The organism is Agrococcus lahaulensis DSM 17612 (assembly GCF_000425105.1).
Classification (GTDB): domain Bacteria; phylum Actinomycetota; class Actinomycetes; order Actinomycetales; family Microbacteriaceae; genus Agrococcus; species Agrococcus lahaulensis.
Genome location: NZ_KE384304.1, coordinates 32,413 through 52,999, shown reverse-complemented (window position 1 = coordinate 52,999; position 20,587 = coordinate 32,413). Strand labels below are relative to the sequence as shown.

31 protein-coding genes are annotated in these 20,587 nt (G+C 73.5%); 2 read left to right on the top strand and 29 right to left on the bottom strand.

Going from position 1 to position 20,587, the window contains the following annotated elements; genetic code table 11:
* Positions 1-6: 6 nt before the first annotated feature.
* The 16 genes from rpsH to H508_RS0111745 form a co-directional block, all read right to left on the bottom strand.
* Positions 7-405, bottom strand: a complete 399-nt coding sequence (rpsH, locus tag H508_RS0111820) for a 30S ribosomal protein S8 (RefSeq protein WP_021010883.1) — start codon at positions 403-405, stop codon at positions 7-9.
* 80 nt (positions 406-485) lie between these two features.
* Positions 486-1,046 (bottom strand): 50S ribosomal protein L5, encoded by a 561-nt coding sequence (gene rplE, locus H508_RS0111815; RefSeq protein WP_026374210.1) that lies wholly within the window; start codon positions 1,044-1,046, stop codon positions 486-488.
* A complete protein-coding gene (gene rplX, locus H508_RS0111810; protein WP_021010885.1) occupies positions 1,039-1,410 on the bottom strand; it encodes a 50S ribosomal protein L24 in 372 nt (123 codons plus the stop codon). Before rplX ends, rplE begins: the two co-directional genes overlap by 8 nt.
* Before the next feature lie 3 nt (positions 1,411-1,413).
* Positions 1,414-1,782 carry a 50S ribosomal protein L14 gene (rplN, locus tag H508_RS0111805; protein ID WP_021010886.1) on the bottom strand — a complete coding sequence of 123 codons (369 nt, stop codon included), beginning with the start codon at positions 1,780-1,782 and terminating at the stop codon, positions 1,414-1,416.
* A 25-nt stretch (positions 1,783-1,807) separates the two neighbouring features.
* Complete coding sequence (rpsQ, locus tag H508_RS0111800) at positions 1,808-2,092, bottom strand: 30S ribosomal protein S17 (RefSeq protein ID WP_021065046.1); 285 nt, start codon at positions 2,090-2,092, stop codon at positions 1,808-1,810.
* Positions 2,092-2,409: a 50S ribosomal protein L29 gene (gene rpmC / locus H508_RS0111795; RefSeq protein WP_026374209.1), complete on the bottom strand. Its 318-nt coding sequence runs from the start codon at positions 2,407-2,409 to the stop codon at positions 2,092-2,094. The genes rpsQ and rpmC overlap by 1 nt, the downstream gene beginning before the upstream one ends.
* Entirely contained in the window at positions 2,409-2,828 is a 420-nt protein-coding gene (gene rplP / locus H508_RS0111790) for a 50S ribosomal protein L16 (protein ID WP_021010888.1), read from the bottom strand. Before rplP ends, rpmC begins: the two co-directional genes overlap by 1 nt.
* Positions 2,829-2,830: 2 nt before the next feature.
* Positions 2,831-3,565, bottom strand: coding sequence for a 30S ribosomal protein S3 (gene rpsC, locus H508_RS0111785; RefSeq protein ID WP_021010889.1), 735 nt, complete (start codon positions 3,563-3,565; stop codon positions 2,831-2,833).
* Entirely contained in the window at positions 3,565-3,933 is a 369-nt protein-coding gene (gene rplV, locus H508_RS0111780) for a 50S ribosomal protein L22 (RefSeq protein WP_021010890.1), read from the bottom strand. Before rplV ends, rpsC begins: the two co-directional genes overlap by 1 nt.
* 25 nt (positions 3,934-3,958) lie before the next feature.
* The gene (rpsS, locus tag H508_RS0111775; protein ID WP_021010891.1) at positions 3,959-4,240 is read right to left on the bottom strand and encodes a 30S ribosomal protein S19; all 282 of its coding nucleotides are present in this window, start codon (positions 4,238-4,240) and stop codon (positions 3,959-3,961) included.
* Between the two features lie 12 nt (positions 4,241-4,252).
* Entirely contained in the window at positions 4,253-5,092 is an 840-nt protein-coding gene (gene rplB / locus H508_RS0111770) for a 50S ribosomal protein L2 (protein ID WP_021010892.1), read from the bottom strand.
* 19 nt (positions 5,093-5,111) lie between these two features.
* Complete coding sequence (rplW, locus tag H508_RS0111765; protein WP_021010893.1) at positions 5,112-5,408, bottom strand: 50S ribosomal protein L23; 297 nt, start codon at positions 5,406-5,408, stop codon at positions 5,112-5,114.
* A complete protein-coding gene (gene rplD / locus H508_RS16130) occupies positions 5,405-6,088 on the bottom strand; it encodes a 50S ribosomal protein L4 (RefSeq protein ID WP_051223371.1) in 684 nt (227 codons plus the stop codon). The genes rplW and rplD overlap by 4 nt, the downstream gene beginning before the upstream one ends.
* A 2-nt stretch (positions 6,089-6,090) precedes the next feature.
* The gene (rplC, locus tag H508_RS0111755; protein ID WP_026374208.1) at positions 6,091-6,741 is read right to left on the bottom strand and encodes a 50S ribosomal protein L3; all 651 of its coding nucleotides are present in this window, start codon (positions 6,739-6,741) and stop codon (positions 6,091-6,093) included.
* Between the two features lie 8 nt (positions 6,742-6,749).
* Positions 6,750-7,058 (bottom strand): 30S ribosomal protein S10, encoded by a 309-nt coding sequence (gene rpsJ, locus H508_RS0111750; RefSeq protein ID WP_021010896.1) that lies wholly within the window; start codon positions 7,056-7,058, stop codon positions 6,750-6,752.
* Positions 7,059-7,459: 401 nt separating this feature from the next.
* Entirely contained in the window at positions 7,460-7,651 is a 192-nt protein-coding gene (locus H508_RS0111745) for an antitoxin (RefSeq protein WP_026374207.1), read from the bottom strand.
* A 113-nt stretch (positions 7,652-7,764) separates the two neighbouring features.
* Here H508_RS0111745 and H508_RS0111740 point away from each other — a divergent pair, with 113 nt between their 5' ends.
* Complete coding sequence (locus tag H508_RS0111740; RefSeq protein ID WP_026374206.1) at positions 7,765-8,679, top strand: arginase family protein; 915 nt, start codon at positions 7,765-7,767, stop codon at positions 8,677-8,679.
* On the opposite strand, the gene H508_RS0111735 is transcribed toward H508_RS0111740, so the two are convergent.
* From H508_RS0111735 to hutH, 6 genes are read right to left on the bottom strand one after another with little or no spacing between them, the layout of a single operon-like run.
* Positions 8,676-9,779 (bottom strand): FAD-dependent oxidoreductase, encoded by a 1,104-nt coding sequence (locus H508_RS0111735; protein WP_026374205.1) that lies wholly within the window; start codon positions 9,777-9,779, stop codon positions 8,676-8,678. The two genes, H508_RS0111740 and H508_RS0111735, sit on opposite strands and share 4 nt — an antisense overlap.
* Entirely contained in the window at positions 9,776-10,486 is a 711-nt protein-coding gene (locus H508_RS17575; RefSeq protein ID WP_026374204.1) for a methyltransferase domain-containing protein, read from the bottom strand. Before H508_RS17575 ends, H508_RS0111735 begins: the two co-directional genes overlap by 4 nt.
* Positions 10,487-10,489: 3 nt before the next feature.
* Positions 10,490-11,635 carry a type III polyketide synthase gene (locus H508_RS0111725; RefSeq protein ID WP_026374203.1) on the bottom strand — a complete coding sequence of 382 codons (1,146 nt, stop codon included), beginning with the start codon at positions 11,633-11,635 and terminating at the stop codon, positions 10,490-10,492.
* Positions 11,636-11,668: 33 nt separating this feature from the next.
* A complete protein-coding gene (gene hutI / locus H508_RS0111720) occupies positions 11,669-12,877 on the bottom strand; it encodes an imidazolonepropionase (protein ID WP_026374202.1) in 1,209 nt (402 codons plus the stop codon).
* Between the two features lie 2 nt (positions 12,878-12,879).
* Complete coding sequence (gene hutU / locus H508_RS0111715) at positions 12,880-14,538, bottom strand: urocanate hydratase (RefSeq protein WP_026374201.1); 1,659 nt, start codon at positions 14,536-14,538, stop codon at positions 12,880-12,882.
* Between the two features lie 49 nt (positions 14,539-14,587).
* Positions 14,588-16,192 carry a histidine ammonia-lyase gene (gene hutH, locus H508_RS16125; protein WP_051223369.1) on the bottom strand — a complete coding sequence of 535 codons (1,605 nt, stop codon included), beginning with the start codon at positions 16,190-16,192 and terminating at the stop codon, positions 14,588-14,590.
* 43 nt (positions 16,193-16,235) lie between these two features.
* Here hutH and H508_RS0111705 point away from each other — a divergent pair, with 43 nt between their 5' ends.
* Positions 16,236-16,997, top strand: a complete 762-nt coding sequence (locus tag H508_RS0111705) for an IclR family transcriptional regulator (RefSeq protein WP_026374200.1) — start codon at positions 16,236-16,238, stop codon at positions 16,995-16,997.
* A 14-nt stretch (positions 16,998-17,011) separates the two neighbouring features.
* Here H508_RS0111705 and H508_RS17955 read toward each other — a convergent pair whose 3' ends face one another.
* The 7 genes from H508_RS17955 to H508_RS0111670 all read right to left on the bottom strand — a co-directional run bounded on the left by H508_RS17955 (position 17,012) and on the right by H508_RS0111670 (position 20,530).
* Positions 17,012-17,551, bottom strand: coding sequence for an OsmC family protein (locus H508_RS17955; RefSeq protein ID WP_026374199.1), 540 nt, complete (start codon positions 17,549-17,551; stop codon positions 17,012-17,014).
* 125 nt (positions 17,552-17,676) lie between these two features.
* Positions 17,677-17,967 (bottom strand): hypothetical protein, encoded by a 291-nt coding sequence (locus tag H508_RS0111695; protein WP_026374198.1) that lies wholly within the window; start codon positions 17,965-17,967, stop codon positions 17,677-17,679.
* 9 nt (positions 17,968-17,976) lie between these two features.
* Positions 17,977-18,528 (bottom strand): hypothetical protein, encoded by a 552-nt coding sequence (locus H508_RS0111690; RefSeq protein WP_026374197.1) that lies wholly within the window; start codon positions 18,526-18,528, stop codon positions 17,977-17,979.
* Between the two features lie 81 nt (positions 18,529-18,609).
* Positions 18,610-18,963 (bottom strand): hypothetical protein, encoded by a 354-nt coding sequence (locus tag H508_RS0111685; RefSeq protein ID WP_026374196.1) that lies wholly within the window; start codon positions 18,961-18,963, stop codon positions 18,610-18,612.
* 99 nt (positions 18,964-19,062) lie between these two features.
* Positions 19,063-19,293 (bottom strand): SCO4848 family membrane protein, encoded by a 231-nt coding sequence (locus H508_RS0111680; protein WP_026374195.1) that lies wholly within the window; start codon positions 19,291-19,293, stop codon positions 19,063-19,065.
* A complete protein-coding gene (locus H508_RS0111675) occupies positions 19,286-19,711 on the bottom strand; it encodes a DUF1801 domain-containing protein (protein ID WP_026374194.1) in 426 nt (141 codons plus the stop codon). The genes H508_RS0111680 and H508_RS0111675 overlap by 8 nt, the downstream gene beginning before the upstream one ends.
* A 39-nt stretch (positions 19,712-19,750) precedes the next feature.
* Positions 19,751-20,530: a hypothetical protein gene (locus H508_RS0111670; protein WP_026374193.1), complete on the bottom strand. Its 780-nt coding sequence runs from the start codon at positions 20,528-20,530 to the stop codon at positions 19,751-19,753.
* Positions 20,531-20,587 lie beyond the last annotated feature (57 nt).

Genomic DNA, 20,587 nt, shown 5'->3' with positions numbered 1-20,587 from the left:
GTCAGCTCACCACACGTAGGCGAGGACTTCCCCGCCGACGCCCTTCTGCTCGGCCTCACGGTCCGTGAGGAGGCCCGAGCTCGTGGACAGGATGGCGACGCCGAGGCCGCCGTGCACCTGGGGGATCTCGGTCGAGCGCGCGTAGACGCGCAGACCCGGCTTCGAGACCCGCTTGATGCCCGAGATCGCGCGCTCGCGGTTGGGGCCGTACTTCAGGCCGAGCGTGAGGGTCTTGCCGACGCGCGCGTCCTCGACCTTCCAGCTCGTGATGTAGCCCTCGCGCTCGAGGATCTCGGCGATGTTCGCCTTCAGGGTCGACGACGGCAGCGTGACCTCGTCGTGCATCGCCGTGTTGGCGTTGCGCAGACGCGTCAGCATGTCGGCGACCGGATCGGTCATCGTCATGGATGTTCTCCGTTCTGGTTTCGCTGCCCGTTCCGCGGACAGCGACCTTGAATGTGCTCGGCGCCGGCGGCGCCGATGGGTCAGGACTGGAAGGGGAAGCCGAGCGCCTTGAGCAGCGCGCGACCCTCGTCGTCGTTCTTCGCCGTCGTGACGACGGTGATGTCGAAGCCGCGGACGCGGTCGATCTTGTCCTGGTCGATCTCGTGGAACACCGACTGCTCCTGGAGGCCGAACGTGTAGTTGCCGTTGCCGTCGAACTGCTTCGGGCTCAGGCCGCGGAAGTCGCGGATGCGCGGGAGGGCGAGCGTCAGCAGGCGGTCGAGGAACTCCCACATGCGGTCGCCGCGCAGGGTGACGTGCGCGCCGATCGGCATGCCCTCGCGCAGCTTGAACTGCGCGATCGACTTGCGGGCGCTCGTGACCATCGGCTTCTGCCCGGTGATCTGCGTGAGGTCGCGGATCGCGCCCTCGATCACCTTCGAGTCGCGCGCGGCCTCGCCGACGCCGGTGTTGACGACGATCTTCGTGAGGCCCGGCACCTGCATGACGTTCGCGTAGCCGAACTCCTCGCGGAGCGACGGGACGATCGTCTCGCGGTACTGCTGCTTGAGCCGCGGGAGGCGCACAGCGGTGTCAGTCATTGCTCTTGATCTCCTTGCCCGACTTCGTCGCGACGCGGACCTTCGTCGTGGTCGTGACGCCGTTCTTCTCGACGCTCTTGACCTCGCGACGCACGCGGGTGGGCTTCTTGGTCTCGGGGTCGACGAGCGCGACGTTCGACACGTGGATCGGGGCCTCGTGGGTCTCGATGCCGCCCGTGCGGGTGCCGCGGTTGGTCTGCCCGACCTTGATGTGCTTGGTGACGAGGTTGACGCCCTCGACGATCACGCGGTTCTGCTCGGGCAGCACCTCGATCACGCGACCGGTCTTCCCCCGGTCGCCGCCGCGCGACTCGCGCGCGCCGGCGATGACGACGACGAGGTCGCCCTTCTTGATGCTGGCCATGGGTCAGATCACCTCCGGTGCGAGCGACACGATCTTCATGAAGCGCTTGTCGCGGAGCTCGCGACCGACCGGACCGAAGATGCGGGTGCCGCGGGGGTCGCCGTCGTTCTTCAGGATGACGGCCGCGTTCTCGTCGAACTTGATGTACGAGCCGTCGGCGCGGCGCGTCGACTTCACGGTGCGGACGACGACGGCCTTGACCACGTCGCCCTTCTTGACGTTGCCGCCGGGGATGGCGTCCTTGACCGTGGCCACGATGGTGTCACCGAGGCCGGCGTAGCGACGGCCGGAGCCGCCGAGCACGCGGATGGTCAGGAGCTCCTTGGCGCCGGTGTTGTCGGCGACCTTGATGCGGGATTCCTGCTGGATCATTCTGGATCTCCTTCGAGGCCGAGGCCTACTTGGCCTTCTCGAGGATCTCGACGATGCGCCACCGCTTGGTCGCGCTCATCGGGCGGGTCTCTGCGATCAGGACGCGGTCGCCGATGCCGGCTGCGTTCTGCTCGTCGTGCGCCTTGACCTTGGACGACTTGCGGATGACCTTGCCGTACAGCGGGTGCTTCACGCGGTCCTCGACCTCGACGACGACCGTCTTCTCCATCTTGTCGGAGACGACGTAGCCGATGCGCGACTTGCGGTAGCCGCGCTGGACGGTCTCGTCCTTCTGCTCGGTGCTAGCCATCAGTTGTCCTCAGCCTTCTCGTCCTTCTCAGAAGTCGCGGCCTCGTCGGCCTTCTTCGACTTCTTCTTGTCCGCGGGCTTCTCGACCGGCGCCGGCGAGGCGCTGATGCCGAGCTCGCGCTCGCGGATCACGGTGTAGAGCCGCGCGATGTCGCGCTTGACGGCGCGCAGGCGGCCGTGCGAGTCCAGCTGGCCGGTGGCCGACTGGAAGCGCAGGTTGAACAGCTCCTCCTTGGCCCGCTTCAGCTCGACGACGAGTCGCTCGTCGTCCATGGTGGCGAGCTCGGCGGGCATGAGCTCCTTGGAACCGATCGCCATTATGCGTCAGCCTCCTCGCGCTTGATGATGCGTGCCTTGAGCGGCAGCTTGTGGATGGCTCGCGTCAGCGCTTCGCGCGCGAGCTGCTCGTCGACACCGGCGACCTCGAAGAGGACGCGGCCCGGCTTGACGTTGGCGACCCACCACTCGGGCGAGCCCTTGCCGGAGCCCATGCGGGTCTCGGCGGGCTTCTTCGTGAGGGGACGGTCGGGGTAGATGTTGATCCACACCTTGCCGCCACGCTTGATGTGACGGGTCATGGCGATTCGCGCGGACTCGATCTGCCGGTTCGTGACGTACGCAGGCGTGAGCGCCTGGATGCCGAACTCGCCGAAGCTGACCTTCGTGCCACCGGTCGCCTGGCCCGAGCGCTTCGGGTGGTGCTGCTTGCGGTGCTTGACTCGACGGGGGATGAGCATGATTACGCCTCGACTCCTGCTGCGGCCGGCGCGTCGCGACGGGGGCCCCGACGCTCTCGCTGCGGCTTCTGGTTCGCCTGCTCGCGAGCGAGCTCGCGGTTGGTGAGCTCACCGTTGTAGATCCAGACCTTCACGCCGATGCGGCCGAAGGTGGTGCGGGCCTCGTAGAAGCCGTAGTCGATGTTCGACCGGAGCGTGTGCAGGGGCACGCGGCCCTCGCGGTACGACTCGCTGCGGCTCATCTCGGCGCCGCCGAGGCGGCCCGAGACCTTGATCTTCACGCCCTTGGCGCCGGCGCGCTGCGCCGACTGGAGGCCCTTGCGCATCGCGCGGCGGAACGCCACGCGAGCGCTGAGCTGCTCCGCGATGCCCTGCGCGACGAGCTGCGCCGAGGCCTCGGGGTTCTTGACCTCGAGGATGTTCAGCTGGATCTGCTTGCCGGTGAGCTTCTCGAGGTCGGCGCGGATGCGCTCGGCCTCGGCGCCGCGGCGGCCGATCACGATGCCCGGGCGGGCGGTGTGGATGTCGACGCGGACCCGGTCGCGGGTGCGCTCGATCTCGATGCGGGCGACGCCGGCGCGGTCGAGGCTCGTCTTCAGCATCTTGCGGATGCGGACGTCCTCGGCGACGTAGTCGGCGTAGCGCTGCCCCGGCTTCGTCGACTCGGCGAACCAGCGCGACACGTGGTCGGTGGTGATGCCGAGGCGGAAGCCGTACGGGTTGACCTTCTGTCCCATTACTTCTCGTCCTCCGTGGTCGGCGTCGCGAGCACGACGGTGATGTGGCTCGTCCGCTTGTTGATGCGGAACGCGCGACCCTGTGCACGCGGCTGGAACCGCTTGAGCGTGGTGCCCTCGTCGACGAACGCGCGGGCCACGTAGAGGTCCTGCTCGTCGAGGTACTCGTTCGCCTGGTCCGCCTTGACCCGGGCGTTCGCCATCGCCGAGGCGACGAGCTTGAACACGGGCTCCGAGGCGCCCTGCGGGGCGAACTTCAGGATCGCGAGGGCCTCTTCGGCCTGCTTGCCGCGGATCATGTCGACGACGCGGCGGGCCTTCTGAGGGGTCACGCGGATGTGACGAACGCGAGCGATCGACTCAACCATTGCCTTCTCCTTCTCCGTCGCCGCGTCAGCGGCGACGGCCCTTCTTGTCGTCCTTCACGTGACCGCGGAAGGTGCGGGTGGGCGCGAACTCGCCCAGCTTGTGGCCGACCATCGTCTCGGTGACGAAGACCGGGATGTGCTTGCGACCGTCGTGCACGGCGATCGTGTGGCCGAGCATGGCCGGCACGATCATCGAGCGGCGCGACCACGTCTTGATGACGTTCTTGCTGCCGGCCTCGTTCTGCCGAACCACCTTGGTGAGGAGGTGGTCGTCGACGAACGGACCCTTCTTGAGGCTGCGGGGCATCGGACTCTCCTACTAGCGCTTCTTCTTGCCGGTGGGGCGGCGACGGACGATGAGCTGGTCGCTCGGCTTGTTCGGGCGGCGCGTGCGGCCCTCTGCCTGGCCCCAGGGGCTGACGGGGTGGCGGCCACCGCTCGTCTTGCCCTCGCCACCACCGTGCGGGTGGTCGACCGGGTTCATCGCGACGCCGCGGACGGTCGGGCGGATGCCCTTCCAGCGGTTGCGGCCGGCCTTGCCCCAGTTGATGTTCGACTGCTCGGCGTTGCCGACCTCGCCGATCGTGGCGCGGCAGCGCGCGTCGACGTTGCGGATCTCGCCCGACGGCAGGCGGAGCTGCGCGTAGGGACCGTCCTTGGCGACGAGGCGCACCGAGGCGCCGGCCGAGCGCGCGAGCTTCGCGCCGCCACCGGGGCGGAGCTCGATCGCGTGCACGACGGTGCCCGTGGGGATGTTGCGCAGCGGCAGGTTGTTGCCCGGCTTGATGTCGGCGCCGGCGCCCGACTCCACGACGTCGCCCTGCGAGAGCTTGTTCGGGGCCAGAATGTAGCGCTTCGTGCCGTCCTCGAAGTGCAGCAGCGCGATGCGCGCCGTGCGGTTCGGGTCGTACTCGATGTGCGCGACGCGGGCGTTCACGCCGTCCTTGTCGTTGCGACGGAAGTCGATGACGCGGTACTGGCGCTTGTGACCGCCGCCGATGTGGCGGGTCGTGATGCGACCGGTGTTGTTGCGGCCACCCGTCTTGGGCAGCGGGCGCAGCAGCGACTTCTCGGGCGTCGACCGGGTGATCTCAGCGAAGTCGGCGACGGAGGAGCCACGACGACCGGGGGTCGTCGGCTTGTACTTGCGGATTGCCATGCTCTTGTTCCTTCCGTCCTCAGCCGACAGCCGTGAAGATGTCGATCGAGCCGGACTTCAGCTTGACGATGGCGCGCTTGGTGTCCTTGCGCTTGCCGATGCCGAAGCGGGTGCGGCGCGCCTTGCCGACGCGGTTGAGGGTGTTCACGCGGGCGACCTTGACGCCGAAGATCTTCTCGATCGCCAGCTTGATCTCGGTCTTGGACGCGCGGGGGTCGACCTCGAAGGTGTAGCTGCCCATGTCGATGAGCGCGTAGCTCTTCTCGGACACGACGGGTCGGATGATGATGTCGCGAGGGTCCTTGTTGCCGCTCATCGGTTCTCGTCCTTGTCTGCCTCGGCGGCCGCGGCGGCGGGCGCCTCCCCCTTGGTCTTCGCCGCGACGAACGCCTCGAAGGCGGTCTTGGAGAAGACGATGTCGTCGCTCACGAGCACGTCGTAGGCGTTGAGCTGGTCCCACGCGAGCACGTGCACCTCGGTGAGGTTGCGCACCGAGAGGAACGCGTTCTCCTCCGAGCGGTCGAGCACGACCAGCACGTTCTTCGCGACGCCGAGCGCCTTGAGCGTCTCGACGGCGACGCGGGTGCGCGGGGCCTCGGCAGCGCCGAAGGCCTCGACGATGTGCAGGCGGCCGCCGCGGGCGCGGTCGGAGAGAGCGCCGAGCAGGGCTGCGGCGATCATCTTCTTGGGGGTGCGCTGCGCGTAGTCGCGCGGCACCGGGCCGTGGACGATGCCGCCGCCGCGGTGCTGCGGCATGCGGATCGAGCCCTGGCGGGCGCGGCCCGTGCCCTTCTGCTTGAAGGGCTTCGTGCCGGAGCCCGAGACCTCGCCGCGGCCCTTGACCGAGTGCGTGCCCTGGCGCGCGGCCGCGAGCTGCGCGACGACGACCTGGTGGATCAGCGGAACGTTCGTCTGCACGTCGAAGATGCTCGCGGGCAGCTCGACAGAGCCGGCCTGCTTGCCCTCGGCGTTGACGATGGCGACCTGTGCGGTCATGCTCAGGCTCCCTTCACAGCGTTGCGGACGAACACGAGTCGACCGCGAGCGCCGGGGACGGCGCCCTTGACGAGCATGAGGCCCTGCTCGACGTCGATCGAGTGGACCGTGAGGTTCAGCACCGACACGCGGGCGCCGCCCATGCGGCCGGCCATGCGCGTGCCGCGGAAGACGCGGCTCGGCGTGGCCGAGGCGCCGATGGAGCCCGGCTTGCGGTGGTTGCGGTGCGCACCGTGCGATGCGGAGACGCCGGCGAAGTTGTGGCGCTTCATCACACCGGCGAAGCCCTTGCCCTTCGAGGTGCCGACGACGTCGATCTTCTGCCCGGGGGCGAAGAGGTCGACGCTCAGCTCCTGGCCGAGCTCGTACTCGCCGGCGTCGTCCGTGCGGACCTCGGCGAGGTGGCGGCGCGGCGTCACGCCGGCGGCGGTGAAGTGACCGGCCGAGGGCTGGTTGACCTTGCGCGGGTCGATCTGACCGGCAGCGATCTGGATCGCGGCGTAGCCGTCCTTCTCCGGCGTGCGGATCTGCGTGACCACGTTCGGCGTGATCTCGAGCACCGTGACGGGGACGAGCTTGTTCTGCTCGTCCCACACCTGGGTCATCCCGAGCTTCGTGCCGAGCAGGCCCCGCGTCGTCATGATCTTCGACATGGCGTTCCTTAGAGCTTGATCTCGATGTTGACGTCAGCAGGCAGGTCGAGGCGCATGAGCGAGTCGACGGCCTTCGGCGTCGGGTCGATGATGTCGATGAGACGCTTGTGCGTGCGCTTCTCGAAGTGCTCGCGGCTGTCCTTGTACTTGTGCGGCGAACGGATCACGACGACCACGTTCTTCTCGGTCGGCAGCGGCACGGGGCCCACCACCGTCGCGCCCGCACGGGTCACGGTGTCGACGATCTTCCGCGCCGACGAGTCGATGACCTCGTGGTCGTACGACTTCAGTCGGATGCGGATCTTCTGTCCCGCCATGGCTGACTCTCTTCCTGTCGACGCAGCGTTCTACGGCTGCTCGCAACGCACCTGTCAGTGCACCGCTGTTCTTCTGTCAATGCCCCTCGCGGAGCGCGCACCGCCGTCGAGCATGGACGAGCCCTGCTCAGCGACGGTGAAGCCTTGTTGGCTGCCCGCGGCCCAGGATCGTGATCGTCCAGTGCACTGCAGGGCAGTGAGCGGCGGAGAGCGCCGCGTTTGCAACCTGACGATTCTCGCACGGATGCGAATGTCCGTGCAACCCGGGCGTGTCGCCCCGCGCGCCGCGTCGTTCGGCGGGAGTCGGGGGATGCGTCGAGGCCGTCGGGCGCTCGGGCTCGGCTCAGCCGGGCATGGAGGAGGGCGGGGACGAGCCGCAGCCGTCCCCGCCCTCGAGCGCCCTACTGCCGCCCGTCCTGGCCGACGGCGCCGTCGGCGCTCTCCTGCGCCTTGTCGGTGTGCTCGGCGAAGCGGTCGCCCGTGGCCTTGTCGAACGCGTCGCCCGCGCCGTCGATGCCCTTGTCGCTCATCTGCTCGCCCTGCTCGCCGCCCATGGCTTCCTTGCCCTTGTTCGCGAGGTCGTCGAGACCCATGCGCGCCTCCTCGTGGATCGGGGCGCCGCGCCCATCGCGGCGCCGGGCCCCCATGGGAGCACAGCGGGGCGAGCGCAGGCTGGGAGCCGCGTGCGGGTTGCTAGCGTCGCGGCATGAGCGATGACGCCCTGCCCCACGACCCCAGCTGGCCGCGCGCGGGCGGCTGGCCCGCGATCGATGCGGTCGACGGCGCGCTCGACGCAGCGCTCGTCGGCCTCGGCACGCACGCGACGTCGATCAGCCCCACCGCTGCGCACGGCACTCCGGCAGCGGTGCGCGCAGCGCTCCGCCGCAGCTCGCCGCACGCGGAGGGCGCCGACGCCGCGGCGCTGCGGATCGCCGACGCGGGCGACGCGGCCGACCCCGACGGCGACGAGCCGGCCGCCGCGGCGCTCGTCGCGCGCGCCGCCGCGCGCGCCCGGCTCGTGCTCGCGCTCGGCGGCGACAACGCCGCGACCGTGCCGGCCGCGCTCGGCGCGTGGGGCGAGCGCATCGGCACGGCGGGCCTCATCACGATCGACGCCCACCACGACCTGCGCGACGGCCGCAGCAACGGCTCCCCCGTGCGGCGGCTGCTCGAGGCGGGCCTCGACGGCCGGCGCGTCGTGCAGATCGGCATCCAGGACTTCGCGAACTCGGATGCGTACGCCCGGCGGGCGGCGGAGGCCGGCATCACCGTCGTCCGCCGCGATGCGTGCGAGGAGGCCTCGATGCGGGAGATCGCCGCGCGGGCGATCGCGGCCGCGGGCGCGGCCGGCGGCCCGGTGCACGTCGACGTCGACGTCGACGCGTGCGACCGCGCCGTCGCGCCCGGCTGTCCGGCCTCGGTCCCCGGAGGCCTCTCCGCGTGGCAGCTGCGGCAGCTCGTGCGAGCGCTCGCATCGGCACCCGAGGTGACCTCGATCGACTTCACCGAGGTCGACGCATCCGCCGACGCCCCCGACGGCCGCACGGTGCGGCTCGTCGCCGTGTGCGTGCTCGAGGCGCTCGCGGGCCTCGCCTCGCGGCCCCCGGCGAGCGCGGCCTAGAGCCCGCGCATCGTGAACGCGGCGGCGAGCGCGCCGCGGGCGGGCGGGAGCCCGAGCGCTCGCGCGAGCGCGAGGCGCGCGGCGCGACCCGCGGGCTGCACGGGCGCGCCCATGCCCATGTTCCACGCCGCGCGCCGCATGGCACGCAGGGCGGCGCGCCGCCGCGCCGCCGCGTAGGCGGCGAAGGGATCGGGGCCGGCCGCGGCCGCGATCGCACGATCGAGCTCGAGCGCGTCGAGCCAGCCGAGGCTCATGCCCTGCCCGCCGATCGGGCTCACCTCGTGGGCCGCGTCGCCGATGAGTGCGATCGGGCCGCGCGCGAACGTCGTCGCGAGCCGCTGCCGCGCGACGAACGCGCTCGCGGGGGCATCGGACGGCAGTCGGGGCGGCTCGGCGAGCCGCGCGGCGAGGATGGCCTGCAGGCGCTCGGCGGTCATGGTCGGCTCGGGCTCGCGCAGCCGCGCGACCCACCGGCGGGCGCCGCCGGGGAGCGGGAACGACTCGACGATGCCGTCGCGCTCGAGGTGGAGCAGGGCGATGCCGCGCGCGCCCGTGCCGTCGGGGCCGTCCGCCATCGCGTAGGGGCCCGTGCCGCGGTGCGCGCGGACGCCGATGCCGGCGAGCTCGCGCACGGTGCTGCGGACGCCGTCGGCGCCGACGAGCCAGCGGGCGTCGACGCGGCCCTCCGCCGTCTCGAGCGCGACGCCGTCGGCCGCGGCGCGGACCCCGGTGGCCTCCGTGCCCTGCCGCAGCGCCCCGGGGGCGAGCGCCGCGAGCCGCTCGCGCAGCAGCGCCTCGGTGCGGTGCTGCGGCAGCGTGTGGATGAGGTCGTCGAAGCGCAGCCGCGCGAGCTGCCGGCCGCCGGCCAGCGCGATCCCGCCCCGCACCCGGTGCCCCTCGGCTCGCACGGCGGTGCCGACGCCCGCGGCGTCGAGGGCGCGGAGGCCGGGCGGGTGGATGCCGATCGCGCGCGAGCTGCGCGACGGCGACGCCCGGCGCTCGAGCACGACGACGTCGATGCCCCGCTGCGCGAGCAGGCAGCCGAGCAGCAGGCCGGCGGCGCCGCCGCCGACGATCGCGACGTCGCGGCGCTCGGTCACGGCACTCGCCGGACGAGCTCGAGCCGGTACGGGATGCCGCGGCGCACGCACCAGCCGGGCGGCGCGGCGGCGGCGAGCTCGCGCGCCGTGTGGCTGCGGCGGATGGAGGCGAGCCCGTCGGCGCGGATGAAGGTGCCGCGCAGGAGCGTCGGCTGGAACGGCGCGGTGCCCGCGGCGAACGCGGCGTAGGCGAGCGCCGAGCGCGCGATGTCGCCGTGCACCGCGACGCCGCCGGGCCGCAGGAGCGCCTCGGAGTCGGCGAGGATCGCGCCCAGCTCGGCGCCCGAGAGGTGGTGGAGCACGTGGTTCGAGAGCACGACGTCGAAGCGCTCGCCCGCGCGCGCGAGGTCGAGCGTCGTCGCTTGCCGCAGCTCGAGGCCCGGCACCGGCGGGAGCGCGCGCGCGTACGCGATCGAGCGCGCGTCGGGGTCGATCGCGACGACGCGCAGGTCGCCGTCGGCGGCGGCCCAGCGCAGCAGCCGGCGCGGGAGGTCGGCGCCGCCCGTGCCGACGTCGAGCAGCCGCACCGTCCCGCCCGCGCGGAGTCGCGGCCGCACCCACTCGCGGTAGACGGCGCGGGGCGCCGAGACGACGGCGTTGACGATGCCGAAGCGCGCGTAGGTGCGCTCGAGCGCCCGCGGGTCGCACGCGGGGTCGTCCATCTCCTCCCGCACGTCGGGGTCGCGCCGGCGCAGCTGCGGCAGCACGCCTCAGCCCTCGACGGTCAGGAGCGCCGACTCGACGGTGAGGCCGGGCCCGAACGCCATCGCCGCGACCCGGTCGCCGTCCTGCGCGGCCCCGCCCTCGAGGATGCGCTGCAGCACGAACAGCACGGTCGCGCTCGACATGTTGCCGAAGTCGCGGAGGGTGTCGCGCGCGGGCTCGAGCTGCGCCTCGGAGAGCGAGAGCGTCGACTCGACGTGGTCGAGGATGCTGCGGCCGCCGGGGTGGATCGCCCAGTGCTCGATCGGCCCGCCGACGTCGCCGCCGCGGAGCGCCTCGACGAGCGACGGCTCGGGCTCGAGCAGCGGCTCGATCGCGCCGGTCACGTGCTCGCCGATGAGCGAGGGCACCGCGTTCGAGAGCACCATCTCGAAGCCGTGGTCGCCGATGCGCCACGCCATGTCGCCCTCGCCCTCGGGCGTCGTGCGGGTCGCGAAGCGGTCGAGGCGCAGCGCGCGCTCCCCCGGCTCGAGCGGCCTCGCCGTGACGATGCCGGCGCCGGCGCCGTCGCCGAAGAGGGAGGTCGCGACGATCGTGTCGGGGTCGTTGGAGGTGCGCAGGTGCAGGGTGCACAGCTCGACGCTCACGACGAGCACGACCGCCGACGCATCCGCCTCGCACAGCTGCGCCGCGAGCCGCAGCGCGGGCATCGACGCGTAGCAGCCCATGAAGCCGAGGTGGTAGCGCTGCACGCCGGCGGGCAGGCCGAGGTCGCGCGCGAGCACGAAGTCGGGCCCGGGCGCGTAGAAGCCCGTGCACGAGACGGTGATGACGTGCGTGACGTCGCCCGCCTCGATGCCGGGCGTCGCCGCGAGCGCCGCCCGGCCGGCCTCGACGTAGAGGCGCGTCGCGTGCTCGGCGTAGCGGTCGTTGCGCAGCCGCGTGCCGGGGTCGAGGATGAGCCCGCTCGAGCGGTCGTAGAACTCGGGCTCCGCGACCTCGGGGCCGCTCGTCGAGAGCTCCTCGAGCACGGTGTAGCGGCGCTCGATGCCCGAGAGGCCGAAGGAGGTCGAGACGATGCGCTGGGCGAGGCGGCTCAGCCCCGGCTGGCCGCCGAAGACCTCCGCGACCTCGGTCTGCTGGAGCTGCGTCGGCGGCACTGCCGTCGACAGGCCGCGAAGTCGCACCGTCATGGCGCGAGACTACGGCGCGCGTCCCTGAGGAACCTAGGAGCGCGAGCGGAGGACCGCTTCGCCGCGGCGCCACACCGCGTGCACGAGGGGCACGCCCGGTCGGTAGGCGAGGTGCGTCGCCGAGGGGGCGTCGAGCACCTGCAGGTCGGCGCGGGCGCCGGGGCGGAGGCGGCCGAGCGGCGGGAGCGGCTGCCCGTGCCGGTCGAAGCGGGGCGCGTCGCGATCGAGCGCGACGGCGCCGCCGAGGGTCGCGGCGCGCACGGCCTCCTCGACCGTGAGCCCCATCTGCAGCACGGCGGTCGCGACGCAGTACGCCATCGAGGTCGTGTAGCTCGAGCCGGGGTTGCAGTTGCTCGCGATCGCGACGACGGCGCCGGCGTCGAGGAGCCGCCGCGCGGGCGCGAGCGGCATGCGCGTCGAGAGGTCGCACGCGGGCAGCACCGTCGCGACCGTGCCGCGGCCGCCGTGCCACGAGTCGGCGAGCAGCGCGACCTCGTCGTCGTCGAGGAACGCGACGTGATCGACGCTCAGCGCGCCGAGCTCGACCGCGAGCCGCACGCCCGGGCCCGGGCCCAGCTGGTTGCCGTGCACGCGCATCGCGAGGCCGCGCTCCTTCCCCGCCTCGAGCACGCGGTGCGATTGCGCCTCGTCGAACGCGCCGCGCTCGCAGAACACGTCGACGGCGTCGACGAGCGGCGCGACGGCCTCGAGCATCTCGCCCGCGACGAGGTCGACGTAGCCGTCGGCATCCGCCCCCTCGGGCACGAGGTGCGCGCCGAGGAACGTGACCGCGTCGGCGCGGCCGCGGGCGATGCGCGCCGAGCGGGCCTCGTCGGCGATCGTGAGGCCGTAGCCGGTCTTGACCTCGATCGCGGTCGTGCCGCCGCGCAGCGCCTCGTCGGCGAGCCGGTCGAGGGTCGCCGCGAGCTCGGCGTCGCTCGCCTCGCGCGTCGCGGCGACCGTCGCTGCGATGCCCCCGGCGGCGTAGGGCTCGCCGGCCATCCGCGCCTCGAACTCCGCGGTGCGGTCGCCCGCGAAGACGAGGTGCGTGTGGCTGTCGACCCAGCCGGGCAGCACCGCGCGGCCGCCGACGTCGACGGCGTCGTCGGCCGCCGGCGCCTCGGCGGCCGGGCCGACCCACGCCACGAGCTCGCCCTCGAGCACGAGCGCCGCGTCGCGCATCCGGCCCAGCTCGTCGTCGTTCGTCGTGAGCTCGCCGATGCCGGTCACGAGGGTCGCCATCGTCACGCCCCTCGCCGCATGGGGATCGGGATGCCCTGCAGCTGCGCGAACCGCTCGGCCTCGTCGTAGCCCGCGTCGACGTGGCGGATGACGCCCATCGCCGGGTCGTTCGAGAGCACGCGCTCGAGCTTCGCGGCTGCGAGCGGCGAGCCGTCGGCGACCGTCACCTGCCCCGCGTGGATCGAGCGGCCGATGCCGACGCCGCCGCCGTGGTGGATCGAGACCCAGCTCGCGCCCGAGGCGGTGTTGACGAGCGCGTTGAGCAGCGGCCAGTCGGCGATCGCGTCGGAGCCGTCGCGCATCGCCTCGGTCTCGCGGTAGGGGCTCGCGACCGAGCCGGAGTCGAGGTGGTCGCGGCCGATGACGATCGGCGCCGAGAGCGTGCCGTCGGCGACCATCTCGTTGAAGCGCAGCCCCGCGCGGTGGCGCTCGCCGGCGCCGAGCCAGCAGATGCGCGCGGGGAGCCCCTGGAAGTGCACCCGCTCCTGCGCCATGCGGATCCAGCGGTGCAGGTGCGCGTCGTCGGGGAAGAGCTCGAGGATCGCCTCGTCGGTGCGGCGGATGTCCTCGGGGTCGCCCGAGAGCGCCGCCCAGCGGAAGGGGCCCTTCCCCTCGCAGAAGAGCGGCCGGATGTAGGCGGGCACGAAGCCGGGGAACGCGAACGCGTCGGCGAAGCCGCCGAGCTGCGCCTCGGCGCGGATCGAGTTGCCGTAGTCGAAGACCTCCGCGCCCGCGCGCTGGAAGCCGACCATCGCCTCGACGTGGCGCGCCATCGAGGCGCGGGCGCGCTCGGTGAAGGCCGCGGGGTCGCTCTCGCGCTCGGCCGTCCAGTCGTCGAACGCGACGCCGCTCGGGAGGTACGCGAGCGGGTCGTGCGCGCTCGTCTGGTCGGTGACGACGTCGATCGGCGCGCCCATCGCGAGCAGCGCCGGCACGACGTCGGCGGCGTTCGCGTGCAGGCCGATCGAGAGCGCCCGCCCGGCGTCCCTCGCCTCGATCGCGCGAGCGAGCGCATCCGCCACGTCCTCCGCCTCGACGTCGAGGTAGCGGTGCTCGATGCGGCGCGCGATGCGCGAGCGGTCGACCTCGACGCAGATCGCGACGCCGTCGTTCATCGTCACCGCGAGCGGCTGAGCGCCGCCCATGCCGCCGAGCCCCGCGGTGAGCGTGATGGTGCCCGCGAGCGACTCGCGCCCGAGCTTCCGCGCGACGGCCGCGAAGGTCTCGAACGTGCCCTGCAGGATGCCCTGCGTGCCGATGTAGATCCAGCTGCCGGCCGTCATCTGGCCGTACATCGTGAGCCCCTCGGCCTCGAGCCGGCGGAACTCGGGCCACGTCGCCCAGTCGCCGACGAGGTTGGAGTTGGCGATGAGCACGCGCGGCGCCCACTCGTGGGTGCGCATGACGCCCACGGGCCGCCCCGACTGCACGAGCAGCGTCTCGTCGGCCTCGAGCGACTCGAGCTCGCGCACGATCGCGTCGAACGAGCGCCAGTCGCGCGCCGCGCGCCCCGTGCCGCCGTAGACGACGAGCTCGTCGGGGTGCTCGGCGACCTCGGGATCGAGGTTGTTCTGCAGCATCCGCAGCGCCGCCTCCTGCGGCCAGCCCTTCGCGTGCAGCTCGCTGCCGAGGTGCGCCCTCACCTCTCGTGCGCCCTCCATGGCGTCCTCCTGTCCCTGTCGATCGTTCCGTCTCCGTCGTGCAAGCGCGTCATCGCGCGGCGGCGGCAGCGGGAGCCCAAGCGTCGGCCGAGCCGAGCAGGTCCGCCGCCACGAGCGCCCCGCCGCCGACGACGAAGGCGACGGATGCCTCGATGTCGCGGGCGAGGAAGCGGTCGGGCCCGATGCCCGGCACGCTCCTGCGCAGCTGCTCGACGACGCGGCCGGTCCGGGGCCCGGGCGGGTCGCCGCGCAGCTCGATGCCGCGCGCCGCCGTCATGACCTCGATCGCGAGCACGCGGCCGAGCCCGTCGATCGCGCGGCGCAGCTTGCGGGCAGCGCCCCAGCCCATCGAGACGTGGTCCTCCTGCATCGCGCTCGAGGGGATCGAGTCGACCGAGGCGGGCGCCGCGAGCCGCTTGAGCTCGGAGACGATGCCGGCTTGCGTGTACTGCGCGATCATGAGGCCCGAGTCGACGCCCGGGTCGTCGGCGAGGAACGGCGGCAGGCCGAAGGAGCGCGCGGGATCGAGGAAGCGGTCGGAGCGGCGCTCGCTCATCGAGGCGACGTCGGCGATCGCGATCGCGAGGAAGTCGAGCACCGCCGCGATCGGCGCGCCGTGGAAGTTGCCGTTCGAGACGACCCGGCCGTCGGGCAGCACGACCGGGTTGTCGATCGCGCTGCCGAGCTCGATCTCGGCGACGCGCGCGGCATGGGCGGCGGTGTCGCGCGCGGTGCCGTGCACCTGCGGCGCGCAGCGCAGCGAGTAGGCGTCCTGCACGCGCGTGTCCTCGGGGCCCTTGTGGCTCGCGACGATCGGGCTGCCCTCGAGCAGCGCCGCGATGTTCGCCGCGCTCGCCGCCTGCCCGGGATGCGGGCGCAGCGCCATGAGCTCGGGCGCGAACGGCGCGTCAGTGCCGAGCAGCCCCTCGACGCTCATCGCCGCGGCGAGGTCGGCCGCGTCGAGCAGCTCGTCGAGATCGGCGAGCGCGAGGCACAGCATCGCGAGCATGCCGTCGGTGCCGTTGACGAGCGCGAGCCCCTCCTTCTCGGCGAGCACGACGGGAGCGAGCCCGGCGCGCTCGAGCGCGGTCGACGCATCCATCACCTCGCCGCCGAGCTCGACGACCCCCTCCCCCATCGCCGCGAGCGCGACGTGCGAGAGCGGCGCGAGGTCGCCCGAGCAGCCGAGCGAGCCGTACTCGCCGACGACCGGCGTGATGCCGGCGTTGAGCATGCCGACGTAGCGCTCGGCGGTCGCTCGGCGGACGCCCGTGCGGCCCGTCGCGAGCGTCTGGAGCCGCAGGAGCATGAGGCCGCGCACGACCTCGCGCTCGACCGCCTCGCCGCTCGAGGCGGCGTGCGAGCGGATGAGCGACTGCTGCAAGCGCGTGCGGTCGCCGGGCGCGATCGCCGTGTTCGCGAGCGCCCCGAAGCCGGTCGAGATGCCGTAGTGGGGCCGCTCGTCGGCCGCGAGCGCGTCGATGACGTCGCGCGCCGCGTCGATGCGCGCGAGCGCCGCGTCGCTGAGCGCCACGGGGGCGTCGAAGCGCGCGACCTGCACGACCTCGCGTCGGGTGAGGGGGTTGTCGCCGATGACCACTGCCACGACCCCATCCCAGCGCGCTCGACCGCTCGGCGCATCCGCTCGCCGCATACTGGTGTCTGAGATCTCAGACTCGGATGCGGGAGGCGGCACGGTGGGAGCCCCGAGGATGCCGGCGGCGCGCAGCGCCCTGCGCGTGCTCGCGCTGCTCGCCGAGCAGCCCGGTCCCGTGCGGGCCGCGACGATCGCGCGCGAGCTGGGGCTGCCGCGCTCGAGCGCGTACCAGCTGCTCCAGGTCATGCGCGAGGAGGGCTTCCTCGTGCACTACCCCGAGCTCGGCGCGTGGGGGCCGAGCGCGCGCGTGCAGCAGCTCGGCTCGAGGGTCGCGGCGGCGACGCGGCTCGAGCGGCTCGCGCAGCCCATCCTCGACCGGCTCGTCACCGCCGCGGGGCTCCCTGCGACGAGCCACCTCGCCGTGCTCTCGGGCCGCGACGTCGCCTACGCCGGTCGCGGCGAGGGGCGCCGCTCGCCCGTGACGGTCTCGCGCGTCGGCGTGCGGCTGCCGGCGGTGCGCACCGCGACGGGCAGGGCGATGCTCGCCGCGCTCGGTCCCGACCAGGTGCGGGCGCTGCTGCCGCACGATCGCGACCTCGAGGGCGAGCGGCCGGCGACGCGCGCGGCGCTCACCGCGGTGCTCGCGGCCGTGCGCCGGCGCGGCTTCGCGATCGAGGAGGGCGAGGTGGATGCGTCCTACGGCTCGGTCGCGGCCGCCGCGCGGGATGCGGCGGGGCACCCCGCGGCCGCGGTCGGGCTGACGTTCCGGCTCGCCGACGCCGCTGCGGGCGACTGGGCGGTGCTCGGCGCACGCTGCGCCGATGCCGCCGCCGAGCTCACGCGGAGGCTCGGCGGCGGCTGAGCGACTCGCCCCGCTCAGGCGAGGCGGGTCTCGATCGGCGTCGGGTTCGAGAACAGGTCGTGCACGGGGCAGTGAGCGTCGACGACGCGCTGCAGCTCCTCGAAGCGCTCGCGCTCGTGCGGCCCGTCGATGTCGACGACGACGCGCACGCCTGCGAAGCCGGGCCGCACGTCGTCGGCGCCGAAGAGGCCGCGTACGTCGAGGTCGCCCTCCGCGCGCAGCTCGAGCCGGTCGATCGTCACGCCGAGCCGCTGAGCGTAGAGGCGGTACACGACCGTCTGGCACGCGAGCAGGGCACCGAGCGCCGCCTCGACGGGGCTCGCGCCGGCGTCGTCGCCCGCGAGGCCCGCGGGCTCGTCGATGACCCACGAGTGCCGGCCGGCGGTGACGCGGGTCGCGACGGCGCCTTGGGGCTCACCCGTCGCGGCGACCGCGAGGCGCGCGGTGCCGGAATCGGCGGCGAGCCGGTCGCCCCACGCTCGCTCGGCGTGCTCGAGGCGCTCCTCGCGCTCGGCGGCGGTGACGGTGACGGTGGATGCGGTGGTGACGGGCATGCGGTGCTCCTTCGGTTCGGGATCCACACGCTCGCACGGACGCGGCGGGCCGTTCAGCCCGCCGCGTCACGCCGCGTCACACGGCGTCGCCGTGCGTCACCGGGCGTCCCATGACGTCTTCGACGTCAGACCGGTCGCTCATCGGCGTCCGGGCCCGGGGGCTCCGAGGTCTCGACGACCGCGGCCGCCGCGTCGTCGGGCTCGTGCTCCGGCTTGGCGGTCGCGTCGTCGCGCTCGATCGCGGCTCGCGCGAGGTCCGAGAGCTCGTCGTACGAGCGCCCCGAGAGGTCACCCGAGATCCCATCAGGGACGTCGGCGTCGAGCGCGAGCTCCGGCGCCTCGTCGTCGTCGCGGGAGCGCTCGGGCTCCTCGATGTCCTCGATGCCGTCGATGGGCTCGATGTCGTCGTGCTGCACGTCTCCCCCTCAGGGCTGCGCCCGGTCGATGTCGTCGAGGGCGCTCGCATCGCCTGCCGGATCCCCGACCGGGGCGGCGGGATCGAGCGTGCCGGGGCCCTGCGGCGCCGCGGGCGCTCCGGGCGCGGTCGGGTCGGGCGTGGCCGGGTCGGGCTCAGCGACGCCCGCGTCTCCGGAGCCGACCGCGCCGCCCGGCACGGCGGCCGCGCCGGGGCCGGGCTGCAGCGACGAGCCGGAGGAGCCGACGGCGGCGCCGGGCTGCTCGGCCTCGAGCTCCTCGATGCGCGCGCGCTGCTCGTCGATGCGCTCGAGCCCCTCGTCGACGGTGCGCTCGTAGCGCTCGCCGGTCGCGTCGGCGACGAAGTCCGACTGCCCGTCGCGGTCCGCGTTCGGGTAGGGCAGGCCCGGCTCGCCGCCCGCGGGCAGCTGGCGGTCGTCCTCCGGCGGGTGGTCGCCGCCGCGGCGAACGGGCACCGTGTCGAGCGGGTCGGTGCCGTCGGGGCGCTTGGGCTCGTCGTCGAGGGGCTGGTCGCCGCCGTCGCGGATGGGGCTGTCTGCCATGCTCGCACCTCCAGGTCACGGCCGGCACCGGTGCGCCGGCTCCGCTCCCAGCCAAGCACCGCCGGCTGGGAGCGGCATCAGTCAGTCGCCGCGCACGTCGACGGCGCCGCCGTCGAAGGGGTCGCCGAAGCCGCTCGCCTCGACGTCTGCGTCGCCGGCCTCGCCCGTGCCCATCGCCTCGGGCTCGGTCGCGGGCGAGCGGGTGCCCTCGGGCCCGAAGCCGTCGCCGCCCTCCTCCGAGCCTGTGTGATCAGCGGCGGCCCAGGCCCCGCTCGTCGCCTCGGTATCGGCGCTCGGCACGTTCGGGTCGGTGCTCGTCTCGTCCGAGCCGGCGCCATCGGCGCCGATGAGTTCGTTCGCGGGCGATCGCGTGCCCCGCATCTCGTCGTCGCGCTGCTCGCGCGCCTCGTCGGCGAGGTCCTCGAATCCAGCCATGCTGCAGCTCTCCTCTCGCGCGGCCGCGATCGCGGTCGCTGCGACCAGCCAACCCGACGCGGCTGGGAGCGCGCTCCCCGCGCTCGGGGACGGCGGGGCTCAGGAGACGGCGAGCCACCAGATGCCGGCGACCGCTTGCGCGATCGCGATGACGATCGCGATCGCGACGAGGGTCACGTGCACGGTGAGGAACCTCGTCGGCCGCCCCGCCGAGTCGCGGGCGCGCTCATCGCGCGCGACGCGCCGGAGGAAGGCGGGCCAGACGATGACGCTGAACGCGGCGCCGACGAGCAGCAGGATCGCGCCGAGCGTGCCGACCGCCTCAGGCATCGCGCGTCCCGTCGTGCTCGCGATGCCATGCGATGCGGACGAGCCTGCGCAGCACGTCCTCGTCGATGCCGTCGAGGCGCTTGACGTACACGCACCCCGCGCCCTCGGTGTACTCGCCGAGCTCCGGCAGCAGCGCCTCGCCCTCCGGGCGGTCCTTGAGCCCGTAGAGCGTGAGTGCAGCCCTCCGCGGCGACAGCGCGACCTTGGGCCAGTCGCCGGTCGAGGAGCCGGAGGGGGAGACGTAGCGGAACGAGCCGAAGCCGATCATCGACGGCCCCCACATGACGGGCTCGGCGCCCGTCTCCTCGCGGATGAGCGCCACGAGCTGCTTCGCGTCCTCCGCGCGCCGCGCGGGCTGCGCGGCGTCCAGGAAGTCGGCGACGCTCGCGTCGGTCGGCTTCGTCTCCGCCCCTGCCATGCCGACAGGCTAGTCGCCCCACGCGCGGGCGCGCGCTCCTCACAGCCCGGCAGCGAGCCGATCGCGCACGGCGGTCGCGAGCGACGCGGGCCACCAGGGCGCAGACCCGGCGACGCGCGCGGCGAGGTCGGCGATCGCCACCGCGGCGCGGAGGTCGGACCTGGCGAGGGCCGCCTCGAGCTCGGCGGCGATCGCCGGTTGCGCTGCCTCGGCGCGCCGCCACGGATCGTGCGGATCACGAGGGCCGAGCGCGTCGGCGTCCGTGCCGCTCGCGGGCAGCGCTCCCGCGAGCTCGAGGAGCGCTCCGGCGGCGTCGAGCAAGTGCCTGCGCGCCGCGAGCCGCTCGCCGCGCGCGCCACGGCCGCCGCCGACGAGGAGCGCTCGGTGCAGCCGGGTCGCGGTGGTACGCGCGTCTCGGCGCGGCGGCTCGAGCGAGTGGCGCAGCCGCGACTCGAGGCCGCCGATGCGGTCGACGGCGATCCGGTATGCGTCAGCGCGGGCGAGGGCGAGCTCCGCGGGCGTGAAGACGGCGTACTCGAGCAGGTGCCCGTCATCGAAGACGACCCACGCGCCGTGCTCGGTGTCGCGCTCGTGCAGCACGATCCGGGTGCCGCGCGGCGGCAACCACGCGCTGCTCGCGCGGAGCTGCTCGGCCGCCCCCGGTGCGGCGACGACGAAGAAGTCGTGGTCGCTCCAGGCGTCGGGTGAGCGGGCGCCGTCGGCGGTGCTGCCGACGAGCACGAGGCCGAGCACGCCGTCCGCCTGAGCGGCCCACCCGGTCAGCGCCTTCGAGAGCGCGGCGTAGTCGTTCGGCTGCATCCGTGCACGATATCGATGCGCGGCGCTCTCCGCCGCAGACCCTCAGCAGCACGCTGC